We start from the raw sequence: 13483 nt of genomic DNA, 5'->3' as shown, positions 1-13483 counted from the left end.
GCGCCCGTGCGCGGGACGTCCAAACGTCCCGCGCGTGAGATGTCGGGATCACTGCATCTTCACGCCCTTGTAGGTCTGCTCGAAGCGACGCAGCAGCTCGTCGCCACGCCTCTTGGCGTTGTCGAGCGCCACCTGCATGGTCTCCTGGCCGGCAAATGCCTTCTGGGTCTCTTCCATGAACACCTGGCGGAACTGTACGTAGAAGCCCAGACGGATGCCGCGGGTATCCGGCGTGCGCGGCTGGTTCATCGATTCGATGCCGACGGCCGCCGTCGCATATTTCGGCGAGTTCGCCTCGCCGCTCTTGGCGATCGCATCCATCACGTCGTTGGTGACGGGGACGTAGCCGGTGGCGGCGGTCAGGAACATCTGCTGTTCGGGACGGCGCAGGAAGTCGAGGAAGGCCTTGGCACCTTCGATCTCGGCTTTGTCGTGACCCTTCATGATGTAGATCGAGGCGCCGCCGACAAAGGTGTTGTGTCGTTCGTAGCCATCATACATCGGCGCCATGCCGATGCTGAGCTCGTATTTGCCTTCGAACGCCTTCGCCGAGGCGGTATAGGAACCCGAGGAATTCTCCATCATGGCGCATTCGCCGGTGTTGAAGGCGGCGGTGAAGTTGCCGGCCTTGGTATCGGCATTGAGCTTGACGAGGCCTTCCTTGCGCCAGTCGATCAGATTCTGGAGATGCTTGGCGGCGAAGGTCGTGTTGAACACATATTCGGCGTCGAGACCGTCATAGCCGTTATGCTTTGAGGCGATCGGCAGGCCATGGCGGGCGGAAAACTGTTCGAGCACGCGCCATGTATCGCCATCGGTGGTGAAGGGGCAGGCATGACCTGAAGCCTTAAGCTTGCGGGCGGCCTCGATGATCTCTTCCCAGGTCGCAGGCGTCTTGGTGATGCCGGCTTTCTCAAGCTCGGTCTTGTTGGTGTAGAACAGCAACGTCGAGGCATTGTAGGGCTGCGCGAAAAGCGCGCCGCCGGAGGTTTCGTAGTAGGCCCGCGCGCCAGCGATATAATTGCCCCACTTGACCTCGGGCAGCTCCGCCTGGACCGGCACGACGGCATCTGACAGCATCAGGTCGAGCGTGCCGGCGTCGAAGAACTGGATGAGGACGGGATGGTTGTTGGCACGGAAGGCGGCGATTGCCTTCTGCATCGACACTTCGTAGCTGCCCTGGCCGACGCAGGTGATGTGATGCTCCGATTGTGCGGCATTGAAAGCGCTGCACTGGTCCTGGATCGCCTTTTCGACGACGCCCGTATTGCCGTACCAGAATTCGATATTAGCGGCCTGCGCCGAACATGCGCCCGCCATCAGCGCGGCCGCAGCCGCCAGAATGGAAATCTTCATCTTGCCCTCACCTGATTTGATTGGCCGGCCTCCAGCGCCGACGCCGTGACAGCACTTTATTACACATCACGTGTAACAATTTGGTGACGGGCGCAAGCCGCTTGTCGCAAAGCAGGGCTGCTGCTATAGCGCATGGACGCAAGTACTGGAGACAACAGCAATAATTACTACACGCCTATAGTAATTATTGACGAAGGAAGTGCTGATATGACCTATTTCCCGGAGCCGCTGATCGCCCAGCCCTTCCTTCGCGAAGGCGGTGGCGTCGTCTCTTCGAACGAACGCGATCTGCTGAGGTTGATCTGGCGTCACCCCGGCCTGTCGCGCTCCGAAGTCACCGGCCACACCGACCTCACCCAGCAATCCGTCTACCGGATCATCGACCAGTTGGAGGAACGCGGCATCATTTCCTTCGGTTCGCCGAAACCCGGCGCCGGTCGTGGCCAGCCGAGCCCAACGCTCCGGCTTAACGGTCGCTACGCCTATTCCTGCGGCATCTCGGTCAATACCGACGTGATCGGCATCTGCCTGATGGATATATCTGGCAAGGTGCTGGCCGAAAGCAGCATCATCCTGCGGGAACGTTCGATGGCCCAGTCGCTCGATCTCGTCCTGGAGCAGCTGGTCGAACACCAGAGAGAGAACGACCTCTCCGAGAAGACTTTCTTCGGGATCGGCTTTGCCATCGCCGGTTTCCACGTCAGCGGCACCCGCTACAACGCCCCGCTGCCGCTGCACGAGTGGTCGCTCATCGAACTTGGGCCGCTACTGTCGGAATTTTTCGGCAAGCCGGTCTGGGTGCACAATGGCGGCAAGGCGGGAACGGTCGCCGAATCCATGTTCGGCGCCGGCCGCTATATCAGGCACTTCGCTTATCTGAGCTTCAACTACGGCTTCGGCGGCGGCCTGGTCAGCAACGGCGAGCTGCTGCATAACGGCATCGGCAATGCCGGCGAATTCTCGGGCATGTACGACGCCGAGGAGAATAAGCGCCGGCCGGCTTTGCAATATCTGATCGAAAACCTCAACCGCAATGGCGTCGACGTTCCCTCGATCAGCTACATGCGCAAGCATTTCGACCCGAAATGGCCAGGCGTCGTGGAATGGGTGGACGAGGTGGCGCCTGCCTATAGCCGCCTCATCAACGCGATCTGGGCGATCTTCGATCCGCAAGGGATCGTCTTCGGCGGCCAAATTCCCTCCGCCCTGGCACAGCTTTTGATCGACCGCACCGAGATCTTCGACCGCCCCCGTTACGGCGTGCCACGCCCTCGCCCGAAGCTGATCATCTCCGAGATAGCAAGCGACGCATCGGCTATGGGAGCCGCCATCGCCCCGTTCAAATCGGCCTATTATTGATCCGAGCGACTTCGCCGCCGTCGGCAGAAATCGATTCCCTCTCGGCCTCTTACGGCAACTCTCTCTGCTTCCGCTTGAGGAAATCACGCATTTTCCCTCGAAACGCGAAGCAGGCGATTTTCGGTCGCGCGGTCCTGCGCTATGATCTGATTCTGGCGCAGCCCACGCCTCCCCCCTCCGTCGGGAAAGCAGACGTCATGCGGGGCCACCTGAACCGAGCCGACTGTTCGAGCATCTTGCATAAGGAGGGATTGCGAAAACCGCTCGCAATAGGAGGTTTATGAATGAAGATGTCTGCGCCTATCTATCACCTGAAGCGTAAAGCCAGAAAGCTTTCCCGAGCCGAGGACATGCCCTTGCACCAGGCGCTCGACCGCATAGCCCTGGAAGAAGGCTACGGCGGCTGGAGCCTGCTTGCGGCAAAAGCAGCGGCGGAAGCACCCGCCGGCAAGCTGTTTCAGCAATTGCGGCCCGGCGATCTCCTGCTCGTCGGCGCCCGGCCCGGCCACGGCAAGACCCTGATGGGGCTCGAACTCGCCGTCGAGGCGATGAAATCAGGCCGTCCAGGTGTGTTCTTCTCGCTGGAATATACGGAAGAGGATATTGTCGATCGCTTTCGCGCCATCGGTGTCGACCGGGCACGATTCGAGCGTCTGTTCGAATTCGACGGCTCCGATGCTATCAGCTCCGCCTACATCGCCGAGAGACTGGCGGCCGCACCGCGCGGCACGCTCGTCGTCATCGACTATCTACAACTGCTCGACCAGAGGCGGGAGAACCCCGAACTCTCCGTCCAGGTCTGCACTCTGAAGGCTTTCGCCCGCGAGCGCGGCTTGATCGTGGTCTTCATCTCCCAGATCGATCGATCCTACGAGCGATCGCAAAGGCCCCTGCCTGATATCGCCGATATCAGGCTGCCGAACCCGCTCGACTTGAAACTGTTCGACAAGATGTGCTTCTTGAACAACGGCCAGGTGGCATTTCAGGCTGCGCGATAAGGACCTACCGTGACCCGCTCGCGAGCCCGCGGGACCTTGCCCTGCCACGCCGGTTTTATCATACTGCCCGACATGAGCGGATATGAGAGCCCTGTCGATTTCTACATGCGCCCCGGCCCGATGACATCGGCCGGGTCGCATGCCCCTGCCCTTGCTGCGCTAAAGGGCGTCGAAACCGTTGCTGCGGCCGTGCAAGGCGCGCTGCTGCATGAAGCCTGGGCTCCGCACTACAATCAGCCGCTCACCCCGGCGCGAAGGGCGCAGTCACACACGCGGCCGGCGCGAGAGATACTCGATACGATCATGGAAATCGATCCCGCCCCGCTCGACATCCCGCGCCCACCGGAGAAGCGCAGCATCGGCGTGTGCCGCCATTTCACCGTTCTCGCCTGCGCGGCACTCAAGGCCCAGAGCGTCCCGGCGCGTGCCCGCTGCGGCTTCGGCATGTATTTCGAGGTCGGTAAGGGCATCGATCACTGGATCGCCGAATATTGGGACGGAGAGCGCTGGATCTCTGCGGACTTCCAGATCGACGATCGTCAGCGCGCCGCCTTGCAGCTCGATTTCGATCCCCTCGACCAGCCGCCGGGCAAATTCCTCAGCGCCGGCGAAACCTGGCAGCGCTGCCGCGCCGGCGCAGCCGATCCAGACAAATTCGGCATCTTCGACGAGTCTGGCTTCTGGTTCATCGCCATGAACCTCGTGCGTGACTTTGCGGCCCTTAACAACATGGAGATGCTCCCCTGGGACAATTGGGGAGCGATGCCGCAGCCCGAGGAAGAAATATCTCCGGATGGATTGGCGCATTTCGATCATCTCTCCGCCCTGACGACCGACGTGGACGAACGCTTCGGGGAGCTGCGGGCGCTCTACCAGTACGATGCCGGACTGCGCGTGCCGGCGCAGGTCTTCAATGGCGTGCGCAAGCAACTGGAGGATGTCGGCGGCGCGTGATCACGGAATGAGACTATCATCGGCCGGTGCATGACGCGTTCGCGCGCTACACCGCCGTAGGCACACTATTCCTGTACTCGTCATAGGAACATCGTTTCTTGTCAGATCGGCTTGACTTCACCCCAGACAATCCCGGTGCGGACAATGAAGCTCAACCGATCATCAGTCGAATAAGAGCGCAACAGCTCCGAGAGTTCCGCGTCAAAGCTTGCGATCTGGTCGCCGAGTTTCGAAGGTGCAAACGTATCGCGCGAATGCTGGCAGGAGATGAAATCCGCGACGCTCTGCTCAAAGGGACGCTCTGACACGAACTGTTCGCTGCCGCAGAGGTTGAGATAGCTCTGGTAGCTTCGCATGCCCTCGGACCTCTTGTCGTGATCGAAAGGCTGACCCGTCACCTCCGGCACCCACTTCCGCAGGAAAGAATGCCAATCCGATTGCCATGGAGGTTCGAACGGGTCATCTCCGGAAATCACGGCCATGACATGACCTGCTGTGGCGTTTGCCAAAAGATGCGGAAACAGCCTGCCATGATCCATCCAGTGGATGCTTGCCGCTGCGACCGTCAGGTCGAAAGATTCACCGCCGGTCGGGAAGTCCTCGGCGAAACTTTCTACCCACCGGATATTCAGCGCGTTACCGCCCGGCAGCGATCCGCCGAGAGCGATCATCTGCTCCGAGAGATCAACCGCCGTGACTGTTGTAAACGCACCCGCCAGCGCGCGGGAGATTTTTCCAGGCCCGCAACCAATATCCAGGAGATGCTGTGATCGCGGCGCAATTGCCAGAAGCTTTCGAAATACGGCATCGGGGTAAGGTGGCCGATACCGGTAATTTGCGACAACGTCGGTTTCCGAAAAGGAAGAGCCCCTGCGCTGATCCATCAAAAACTCCATGCTCTCGCCGCATAAGCAGAGGCTGCAACACGCGTTTATGTCAATTGGTTTTCATCGATCCAGCCATCCGGTTCCGATTGTCTTCCGGCCCCAAACTGTGCCATGACGCATCAACCCCAGACGCAACAGACCAAGGTGCGGCATCGGCATGAAGAAGATCGGTTTCCTCTCGTTCGGACACTGGACGCCCTCGCCCCAATCGCAGACGCGCTCGGCCGGCGACGCGCTGCTGCAGTCGATCGACCTTGCCGTCGCGGCCGAGGAGCTCGGCGCCGACGGAGCGTATTTTCGCGTGCATCATTTCGCCCGACAGCTGGCCGCACCCTTCCCGCTGCTATCGGCCGTCGGCGCGAGAACCAACCGGATCGAGATCGGCACCGCCGTCATCGACATGCGCTACGAGAACCCGCTTTATATGGCCGAGGATGCCGGTGCGGCCGACCTCATCGCCGGCGGCCGCCTGCAGCTCGGCATCAGCCGCGGTTCGCCCGAACAGGTGATCGATGGCTGGCGCCATTTCGGTTATGCCCCGCCAGAGGGCCAGAGCGAGGCCGATATGGCCCGCCATCACGCCGAAGTCTTCCTCGAAGTGCTGCGCGGCGAAGGATTTGCCAAACCGAACCCACGGCCGATGTTTCCAAACCCGCCCGGCCTCCTGCGCCTAGAGCCGCATTCCGAGGGCCTGCGCGAGCGGATCTGGTGGGGCGCAAGCTCGAATGCCACCGCCGTTTGGGCAGCCAAGCTCGGCATGAACCTGCAGAGTTCGACGCTGAAGGACGATGAGACGGGCGAACCCTTCCACGTCCAGCAGGCCGACCAGATTCGCGCATACCGCGAGGCCTGGAAAGAAGCCGGCCACACGCGCCAGCCGCGCGTCTCGGTCAGCCGCAGCATCTTCGCACTGGTCGACGACCGCGACCGCGCCTATTTCGGCTATGGCAACGACGGTGAAGACAAGATCGGCTTCATCGACGAGAAGACCCGGGCGATCTTCGGCCGCAGCTACGCCGCCGAACCCGACGCCTTGATCAAGCAGCTCGCTGAAGACCAAGCCATCGCCGAGGCAGACACCCTGCTGCTGACCGTCCCCAACCAGCTCGGCGTCGACTACAACGCCCATGTCATTGAAGCGATCCTCACCCACGTCGCACCTGCGATGAGTTGGCGCTGACGCCGCGGCACGACAGGCTGTCTTCGCCGGCTACAGCGCCGCGCGTCTTTTCGGACGCGCAAAGGACGCTGTAACACTTTGAATTGCTCCAGCACTCTACGGCTCATGCACTGTTTGATTTGCAGCCAATTTCCCCATGGCCTGCTGGATGGCCGAGAAGAACAGCGCCGTCGTGATCCCGAACATCATCAGCCCGTTGGCTGCCTGCAGCGGCGCGAGCAGCCGGATACGGCCGTCAAGCACCACGTCGCCATAACCAAGCGACGTGAAGGTGACGCCCGAAAAATACATGGCCGTTTCGAAGTCCTCGAAGGCACCGAGCACGCGATATAACAGTGCCCAAAAAGCGACCTGGAGGATATTGCCCAGCATGAGCACGATCATCAGAACCGAGAATTGCAGGAAGACCCTCCGCCAGGGCTTTCGGCCCACGGGTTGCGTGCGCGCGTGAGCAAAATAACGCGCGGCCAGCACCGAAGCCAGCGCCTGGAGTGCGAGGCAGATCGCCATCGCAAGCAGGCCGAGACCAATGACCTTGATCATGGGGCCGGACCTTCGATCCGGGGGCCGTCCTCGACCGGGCGCTGATGCAGCCATTCCATCAGCAACACGAAGCCGACGGCCAGCAGCACGGGGCCGACAAATATACCGAGAAGGCCGTCAGCGATCATCCCTCCGATGACACCGACCAGGATGACCGGCATCGGCACATCAGATCCACGGCCGAGCATCAAGGGTTTGAGCAAATTGTCGCTCAGCCCGGCGATGAAAGACCATATGGCGAAGATGATTGCCGGTGTTGTCGCTTCCGTGACAAAGACATAGGCCATGACAGGCAGCGTCAGCAGCAGCGGCGGTATCTGCACGACTGCCAGCAAAAACGTGACGACCGTCAGGGCACCGGCCGCCGGAACCCCGATGGCGAAGAAGCCAATACCAACGAGCATCGACTGGATTGCCGCCACACCGACCACGCCGACCGCAACTCCCCGGATCGTTGTGGCAGTCAGGTGGACGAGCCGGGCACCCCGCGCCCGGCTGTTGGTGACGAGTTCCAGCAGACTGAGGGCAAAAGCTGCAGCACTCTTGGCATAAGCGACAAGCACGGCGGCGATCGCGATGGAAAGAACGAAGGACAGGCCGCCAGAGGCCAGGCCACCGGCGAAGGATGCGAGCCACGCAGCAGGCTTGCTCAGCATCTCGCCGTATTGACGCAATGCCGAGGGCAGGTTGGCGGCAGCGAGCGACCAGCTTTCCGAGATCTTTGCTCCGACCACCGGCAGGTCGGCAAGCCACGTTGGAGGCGGCGGAATTGTCAGGCTATGGTTCTGCAAACTGGACACAAGCCAATAGATGGAAGACCCAAGCGATGTAATCACGACGAGCATCGGCACTAGCACGACGGCAACGCCGACGATCCCGATGAGAGATGCCGACCAGCGATTGCCGATCCGATCGGACAGGCGCAGATGCAACGGATGAAGCATGACCGCCAGGATCACTGACCAAAGCAGAATGCCGAGGAACGGCAACATGATCCTGGCGCAGACATAGACCAGAAGCGCGACGACTCCCAATTGAACCGCCGCATGGATGATGGACGGTCTCGGCGGCGCGAGATCCACATTCGATGCGCTCGACGTCATTTTCCCCTCCCCCGGCCCGGTCTCCGCCAACGAGCGAAGCCGGACGTTCACGCATCGGACAACGAAACCTTCCCACCCGGTATCGGACCTGCGCCGCGAAGATTTTGCCAACGCCGTGAAAGATCGTCTCCAACGCCCCATCATCATACACGACTTCGTGAAAACGGGATACGGCCGCTGCTGCCGGGCTCTCAACCCCTGGTGTACCTGGCGCGAAATTGGCGAGGACTGCAGCCCTCGCGTTCGTGAAAGACACGCGAAAAATAAAACGGATCATCCAGGCCGACCATGGCGGCGATGGTTTCTATCTTCTCGTCGGTGGTTGCCAAGAGCTGTTTGGCGTGGTCCATGCGCGCACGAAGCTGGAATGCCTTGGGCGGCAGCCCGGTTTCGAGCGTAAACCGCCTGCGCAGCGTCGCCGGCGACATGCCGTGCTCGGCGGCGAAGGCTGTAAGGTCCAGCGGTAGCATTGCGCGTTGCCGCAGCGTCTCGACGATTTCGGCCATGTCGGGCCTGTCTCGGCGCTGATCGGCCGCGCCGCTTGCCTGTCTTGCGGCCGATATGACGATGCGATGCAGCATCAAGGCCGCCGATGCCTGCCCGAGGTTGGTATCGTCGAGCAGGTCGGCATGCAGGCTGCCGAAGAGCCGCACCATCTCATCTACGTGATGCAAGGCCACGACGGGCTGTCGCTCGGTCATGAGCCTCAACCGGACGAAGTCTCGCGTGAACGACCCTTCGAAAAGCGCCCAGCGCTCGTCCCAGCCGCCTTCATCGGGACCATAGGAATGCACGCGGTTCGGAAACAGCCAGAAAAGGATCGGCCCGGTGAGGCTCAGGCGGCCGCTGGCCGCGGTGTCCAGCCAGCCCTGCCCGCGCTCTACTAGCACAATGGCAAAACTCGGCAGTTTTCGGTCCGTCACCGCACGGCGGGCCTGCTGCCTGCCGCTGCCGATAACAGCAAGTCCGCCGGCAGCGGCAAGGGGCGTCCTATAGATGGCCTCTGGGTCTCTCATGGTGAGCGAAAAGTCCAGCTACGAATTTCCTCTATGTCGGTTGGCGCGCCGGATCAGGTAATTGATGGCAAGCCAACTCAAGCGACGGAGGAGTGAAATGTCAATTGCTGCGGAGGCCGTGCAGATCCGAAGGCCGGAATTTCCCCTTGCCGCCCATGGCAAAACCTTGCCTGCGGAGCGGACGGGCTGGCTGATGCCGACCGATCCCGCCATCGGCGTCGACGCCATCCGGCGCCGCTACCAGCACGATGGCTATGTCTGGCTAAAAGGCCTTCTGCCGCGGGTCGATGTCATCGATTTCCGCCACTGGGTCTTCGAACGCCTTGCCGAAACCGGACTGGTCGAGCCGGGCAGCGATTTTTCTCTGGGGATCGCGTCTGCCGGTGGCTTCGACAGAAGCCTGGCGGACCGGCGCCTTATGTCGCTCGTCCGCTCCGCCGCCTATGAAGGCTTCTGTGCGCAACCACTGCTCGCCGGCTTCATGGACGATTTCCTGCAGGGCATCTCCTATCTGCACAAGCGCAAGATCATGCGCTTCGTCCAACCGGGATCGCTGACAGCCACGCCCGCCCACTACGATCTCGTCTATCTCCGCGGCGGCACCAGCCGCCTGGTGACGGCCTGGATACCGATCGGCGACACCCCCGCCGAGATGGGCGGCCTGGTCTATCTCGAAGGTTCGCATGCTCTGGGCACCAAGTTGGAGGCCGAATTCAGGGCGGCAAGCGGCGATCTTTCTCCGGAAGAGCAGATCAGTGCCTATAACAGCCACATGAGCGAAGGCGGCTGGGTCTCGAAGGATCTTACCGATATGGCAGAGCGTTTCGACACCCGCTGGCTCGCCGCCGATTACGAGGCCGGCGACGTGGTGCTCCACTCGCCCTACATGATCCACGCCTCGACCATCAATCAGGACCGCAGCCGGCGGCTGCGCCTCTCCACCGACATAAGATATCAGAATGTCGACGACGAGATCGACGTCCGCTGGAACAACCACTGGAGCCTCGGCGACATGCTGTAGCCCGACTTTCCAGTGCCCATCTTTGACCTGCGATCCGGGGCGATGGCTGCTGTAGCAGGTTGATTGGCGAAGGGACGTCCACATAGAGCAAAGCGTGGGGACCTTACTGCCGCGATCGGCGTTGATGGTCCGGGCCTTGAACGATCCCATGATTGCCCGACTTATTGACGTAGCCGAACCGCTCGAGTTGCCTCATGCCGCGTACGAACCTGAACGATATCCTGGTTTTCATGGCCGTCGTCGATGCGGGGAGCTTTATCGCCGGCGGCCAGGCGATGGGCCTGTCCCGTTCCGCGGCAGGCAAGGCGGTCATCCGTCTGGAGGACCGGCTCGGCGCGCGTCTGCTCAACCGCACGACGAGAACGCTGAGCCTGACCGACGAAGGCCGGATGTTCTACGAGCGCGGGCTGCAGATCCTTGCATCGGTCGACGAGGCGGAGGCGAGTGTGGCAGGGCAGAACAGCACGCCGCGAGGTGTTCTCAGGCTCACCGTTCCCGATGCCTTCGGGCGGCTCGTCGTCCTGCCTTTGCTTGAAAAATATCTTCGGGCCTGGGCCGATATCCAGGTCGAAGTGAACTTCACCGATCGCCTGGCCGACATTATCGAGGAAGGCTTCGATCTGGCGATCCGGATCAGCGCGACGACGACGTTGGACACCCGCCTGGTCTCGCGCGTCATCGCCAGCTACAAGGCGCGGCTCTGCGCCTCGCCGTCCTACCTTGCCGAGCGCGGCGAGCCGGGCGATATCGACGATATCATGGCCCACGACTGCCTCATCTTTGCCAGCCGCAATCAAAGGCAGGGCTGGCGCTTTCGCGGTGAAGGCGGTCCCTGGGTCAAAGCGCAAGGGCGCAGCCGTCTGAGGCTCGATAGCGTGCAGGCGATCCGCGACGCCGCCCTGGCGGGACTGGGGATTGCCCTCCTTCCCGATTTTCTCGTCGCCGACGATCTCGTCGCCGGGCGCCTCCAGCAGGTCCTGCCCAGCCTCGAAACTGCCGACGCAAAGATCGTCGCTCTCTATCCCGACAAGCGCCTGCTGGAGCCGCGTGTCCGCCGCTTCATCGATCTGATGGTCGAGGAGCTTGGAGACCAGGGCCAGGCACGCAACCGCGACGCTAGCTCTGGGTGATAGCCTTGTCGAACCCGCGAAAGCTTTTCAGCGCCAGGGGAAAGAGGGTAGCGGCGAAATAGGCGAAGCCGGTGAGCGAAAGCGCCGCGGCAAGGCCGATCATGCTGATCAGCGCGCCACCGACGAGACCGCCAAAGGGGATGAGAACAAAGCAGAGGGCGGCGTTCATCGCGGTAACGCGGCCGGTCAACGGCTTGGGGATGCGCTCGAAGATCACCGCAGACAGGATCGGATTGAAGAAACCCGAGGCAAATCCTGCGACTGCCAGGGTGATGAAGATGAGGGCGAGCGGCGCATCCAGCGCAACAACGAGAAAACGCGGAAATCCGGTCAGCAGGAACGCCACGGTATAAACCATCAGGCGCGGCATCCGCTCGCTGATCGCAGCGGCAATTGCAGCACCGGCGATCGAGGCGCCGGTGAAGGCCGAAAACATCGCCCCCAGCAATTCCGGGCCATGGCCCGACCTCTGTGTCCAGACGGGCAGCAGCACGGCGTGATAAGCCTGGTCCAGTAGGTTGGTGGTCGCCACCATGGTGGCAATGCTGACAAGCACCACATCGCCGCGCAGAAAGCGCCAGCCTTCCCTGAGATCGCTGAAATAGGAGGACATCCCGCTCGGCCGAGCCTCAGGCGCGCCGCCCGATGGCATGCCGCGCGTCGGCCCGGGGATGCCGACTCCCACAATCAGCGCAGCGGCGGCGAAGGTGACGGCATTGACGACGAGCGCCTGCCCCGAGCCGATCAGGCCGATCAGCGCGCCGGCGCCGGCTACCCCCGCCGTCGAGGCCAGCCGCTCGATAGCACCGACGACGCCGGTGACCCGTTCGAGCGGCATGGCCGCCAACGTGGCGATTTCGGGAACCATCGCCTGCTTGGCGGCATCGGAAGGGCCGCGCAGCACGCCCATGGCAAAGACGACGGGCAGGAGCAGCCGCATATCAAGCAGGCCAAAGAGATCGAGCAGCGGCACCAGCCCCACCACGGCCACCGAGGCGGTATCGCAGACGACGGCGATGCGCTTCGGGCCGACGCGGTCGATCAGCGGCCCACTGAGCGCCTTGGCGGCGACATAGGGCAGCATTTCCATCATCGCCGTCAGCCCGGTCAGAATCGGGCTGCCCGTCGTGCTCAGCACCAGCCAGGGAATAGCGATGGTCGACAGCCGCGTGCCGGAAAGCGAAAGCGTCTCGGCTGCGGCAAGCGCCAGGAATGGCCCACCCCTTCTCATGGCTCGTCATCCCCCTCGCGGTGCGGAAGCCGGCCCGGATAGGGAAAGGCGTGCAGCATGATCGAGAACGGAACCATGTCCGGGGGTGCCAGCTCTCCCAAAGGCGGAGCCACCCGCATCGCTTCGAGAATGATATCGGTCAGCCGCTTGGTCAGGGCTTCGGCCTGTTCCGCCGTCATCGGAATGATGATGTCGCTGGCCGTACTCGCCTTGCGCCATTCTGCCGGCAGCTCGGCATATTCCTCCAGCGCTTGCTGCATCTGGCCGACCTGCAGCGAGAGTATCGCCTGGTTGAAGGCGAGATCGAGATCCAGCGCTTCGCCCTCAGCCTCGCTCGCCGGCACCGAGGTGAGTTCGTGGCTGGCGCGCCACCAGCGGTCGCGCCGCGAAGCATGCGGCGCTTCCTCGATGAAGCCGTATTGGGCGAGCTGACGCAGGTGATAGCTGGTGGCGCCGCTGTTCAAGCCGAGCCGCACCGCCAGCTGCGTTGCCGTGGCGGGTCCATCGATCCTGAGCATGCCGAGCATGCGCAGCCGGACAGGATGCGTCAGCGCCTTCAGCGCGGTCGGATCGGGCACGACGCGATTGACGGTGCGGGGTGCGGTGACTGATCGAGCAGGCTGCGGGCGCGGATTTTTCATGCCGTAAGCCTACTATTGCAAATATATCTTTGCAAATCTTTCTTTGCAAAACCATCCCCGCCCG

Annotated in this window: 13 protein-coding genes; 6 read left to right on the top strand and 7 right to left on the bottom strand. The window is 62.1% G+C overall.

Annotation, left to right across the window (positions count from 1 at the left end; genetic code table 11):
- Positions 1-48: 48 nt before the first annotated feature.
- Positions 49-1356, bottom strand: coding sequence for an extracellular solute-binding protein (locus ACIPSK_RS05195; protein ID WP_162116102.1), 1308 nt, complete (start codon positions 1354-1356; stop codon positions 49-51).
- A gap of 207 nt (positions 1357-1563) precedes the next feature.
- Between ACIPSK_RS05195 and ACIPSK_RS05190 the strand changes: the two genes are divergently transcribed.
- The 3 genes from ACIPSK_RS05190 (at position 1564) to ACIPSK_RS05180 (ending at position 4667) form a co-directional block, all read left to right on the top strand.
- Positions 1564-2715 (top strand): ROK family transcriptional regulator, encoded by a 1152-nt coding sequence (locus ACIPSK_RS05190; protein ID WP_162116101.1) that lies wholly within the window; start codon positions 1564-1566, stop codon positions 2713-2715.
- Between the two features lie 284 nt (positions 2716-2999).
- Positions 3000-3713 carry a DNA helicase gene (locus ACIPSK_RS05185; protein WP_162116100.1) on the top strand — a complete coding sequence of 238 codons (714 nt, stop codon included), beginning with the start codon at positions 3000-3002 and terminating at the stop codon, positions 3711-3713.
- A 72-nt stretch (positions 3714-3785) separates the two neighbouring features.
- Positions 3786-4667 carry a transglutaminase-like domain-containing protein gene (locus ACIPSK_RS05180; protein WP_162116163.1) on the top strand — a complete coding sequence of 294 codons (882 nt, stop codon included), beginning with the start codon at positions 3786-3788 and terminating at the stop codon, positions 4665-4667.
- Positions 4668-4768: 101 nt separating this feature from the next.
- Here ACIPSK_RS05180 and ACIPSK_RS05175 read toward each other — a convergent pair whose 3' ends face one another.
- Complete coding sequence (locus tag ACIPSK_RS05175) at positions 4769-5551, bottom strand: class I SAM-dependent methyltransferase (protein WP_162116099.1); 783 nt, start codon at positions 5549-5551, stop codon at positions 4769-4771.
- Between the two features lie 160 nt (positions 5552-5711).
- Between ACIPSK_RS05175 and ACIPSK_RS05170 the strand changes: the two genes are divergently transcribed.
- Complete coding sequence (locus ACIPSK_RS05170; protein ID WP_162116098.1) at positions 5712-6734, top strand: LLM class flavin-dependent oxidoreductase; 1023 nt, start codon at positions 5712-5714, stop codon at positions 6732-6734.
- A gap of 96 nt (positions 6735-6830) precedes the next feature.
- On the opposite strand, the gene ACIPSK_RS05165 is transcribed toward ACIPSK_RS05170, so the two are convergent.
- The 3 genes from ACIPSK_RS05165 to ACIPSK_RS05155 all read right to left on the bottom strand — a co-directional run bounded on the left by ACIPSK_RS05165 (position 6831) and on the right by ACIPSK_RS05155 (position 9396).
- Positions 6831-7277: a potassium channel family protein gene (locus ACIPSK_RS05165; RefSeq protein WP_162116097.1), complete on the bottom strand. Its 447-nt coding sequence runs from the start codon at positions 7275-7277 to the stop codon at positions 6831-6833.
- Positions 7274-8380 (bottom strand): AI-2E family transporter, encoded by a 1107-nt coding sequence (locus tag ACIPSK_RS05160; RefSeq protein WP_162116096.1) that lies wholly within the window; start codon positions 8378-8380, stop codon positions 7274-7276. The genes ACIPSK_RS05165 and ACIPSK_RS05160 overlap by 4 nt, the downstream gene beginning before the upstream one ends.
- Positions 8381-8571: 191 nt before the next feature.
- A complete protein-coding gene (locus tag ACIPSK_RS05155; RefSeq protein ID WP_162116095.1) occupies positions 8572-9396 on the bottom strand; it encodes a helix-turn-helix transcriptional regulator in 825 nt (274 codons plus the stop codon).
- A gap of 97 nt (positions 9397-9493) precedes the next feature.
- Here ACIPSK_RS05155 and ACIPSK_RS05150 point away from each other — a divergent pair, with 97 nt between their 5' ends.
- Both ACIPSK_RS05150 and ACIPSK_RS05145 read left to right on the top strand, forming a co-directional pair.
- Positions 9494-10417, top strand: a complete 924-nt coding sequence (locus tag ACIPSK_RS05150) for a phytanoyl-CoA dioxygenase family protein (protein ID WP_162116094.1) — start codon at positions 9494-9496, stop codon at positions 10415-10417.
- A gap of 194 nt (positions 10418-10611) precedes the next feature.
- Positions 10612-11547: a LysR family transcriptional regulator gene (locus ACIPSK_RS05145; protein ID WP_162116093.1), complete on the top strand. Its 936-nt coding sequence runs from the start codon at positions 10612-10614 to the stop codon at positions 11545-11547.
- Here the strand turns inward: ACIPSK_RS05145 and ACIPSK_RS05140 are convergent.
- Positions 11534-12778, bottom strand: coding sequence for an MFS transporter (locus tag ACIPSK_RS05140; protein WP_446532633.1), 1245 nt, complete (start codon positions 12776-12778; stop codon positions 11534-11536). The two genes, ACIPSK_RS05145 and ACIPSK_RS05140, sit on opposite strands and share 14 nt — an antisense overlap.
- Positions 12775-13419 carry a winged helix-turn-helix domain-containing protein gene (locus ACIPSK_RS05135; protein WP_162116091.1) on the bottom strand — a complete coding sequence of 215 codons (645 nt, stop codon included), beginning with the start codon at positions 13417-13419 and terminating at the stop codon, positions 12775-12777. The genes ACIPSK_RS05140 and ACIPSK_RS05135 overlap by 4 nt, the downstream gene beginning before the upstream one ends.
- Between the last annotated feature and the right edge of the window lie 64 nt (positions 13420-13483).

Source organism: Rhizobium sp. LARHSG275, from assembly GCF_052871115.1.
This window is presented reverse-complemented; position numbering and strand designations above follow the sequence as displayed.

Excerpts from the sequence above, each read along its gene's own strand:
- ACIPSK_RS05195 (WP_162116102.1), bottom strand. The coding sequence starts at position 1,356 with ATGAAGATTTCCATTCTGGCGGCTGCGGCCGCGCTGATGGCGGGCGCA.
- ACIPSK_RS05190 (WP_162116101.1), top strand. The coding sequence starts at position 1,564 with ATGACCTATTTCCCGGAGCCGCTGATCGCCCAGCCCTTCCTTCGCGAA.
- ACIPSK_RS05185 (WP_162116100.1), top strand. The coding sequence starts at position 3,000 with ATGAAGATGTCTGCGCCTATCTATCACCTGAAGCGTAAAGCCAGAAAG.
- ACIPSK_RS05180 (WP_162116163.1), top strand. The coding sequence starts at position 3,786 with ATGAGCGGATATGAGAGCCCTGTCGATTTCTACATGCGCCCCGGCCCG.
- ACIPSK_RS05175 (WP_162116099.1), bottom strand. The coding sequence starts at position 5,551 with ATGGATCAGCGCAGGGGCTCTTCCTTTTCGGAAACCGACGTTGTCGCA.
- ACIPSK_RS05170 (WP_162116098.1), top strand. The coding sequence starts at position 5,712 with ATGAAGAAGATCGGTTTCCTCTCGTTCGGACACTGGACGCCCTCGCCC.
- ACIPSK_RS05165 (WP_162116097.1), bottom strand. The coding sequence starts at position 7,277 with ATGATCAAGGTCATTGGTCTCGGCCTGCTTGCGATGGCGATCTGCCTC.
- ACIPSK_RS05160 (WP_162116096.1), bottom strand. The coding sequence starts at position 8,380 with ATGACGTCGAGCGCATCGAATGTGGATCTCGCGCCGCCGAGACCGTCC.
- ACIPSK_RS05155 (WP_162116095.1), bottom strand. The coding sequence starts at position 9,396 with ATGAGAGACCCAGAGGCCATCTATAGGACGCCCCTTGCCGCTGCCGGC.
- ACIPSK_RS05150 (WP_162116094.1), top strand. The coding sequence starts at position 9,494 with ATGTCAATTGCTGCGGAGGCCGTGCAGATCCGAAGGCCGGAATTTCCC.
- ACIPSK_RS05145 (WP_162116093.1), top strand. The coding sequence starts at position 10,612 with ATGCCGCGTACGAACCTGAACGATATCCTGGTTTTCATGGCCGTCGTC.
- ACIPSK_RS05140 (WP_446532633.1), bottom strand. The coding sequence starts at position 12,778 with ATGAGAAGGGGTGGGCCATTCCTGGCGCTTGCCGCAGCCGAGACGCTT.
- ACIPSK_RS05135 (WP_162116091.1), bottom strand. The coding sequence starts at position 13,419 with ATGAAAAATCCGCGCCCGCAGCCTGCTCGATCAGTCACCGCACCCCGC.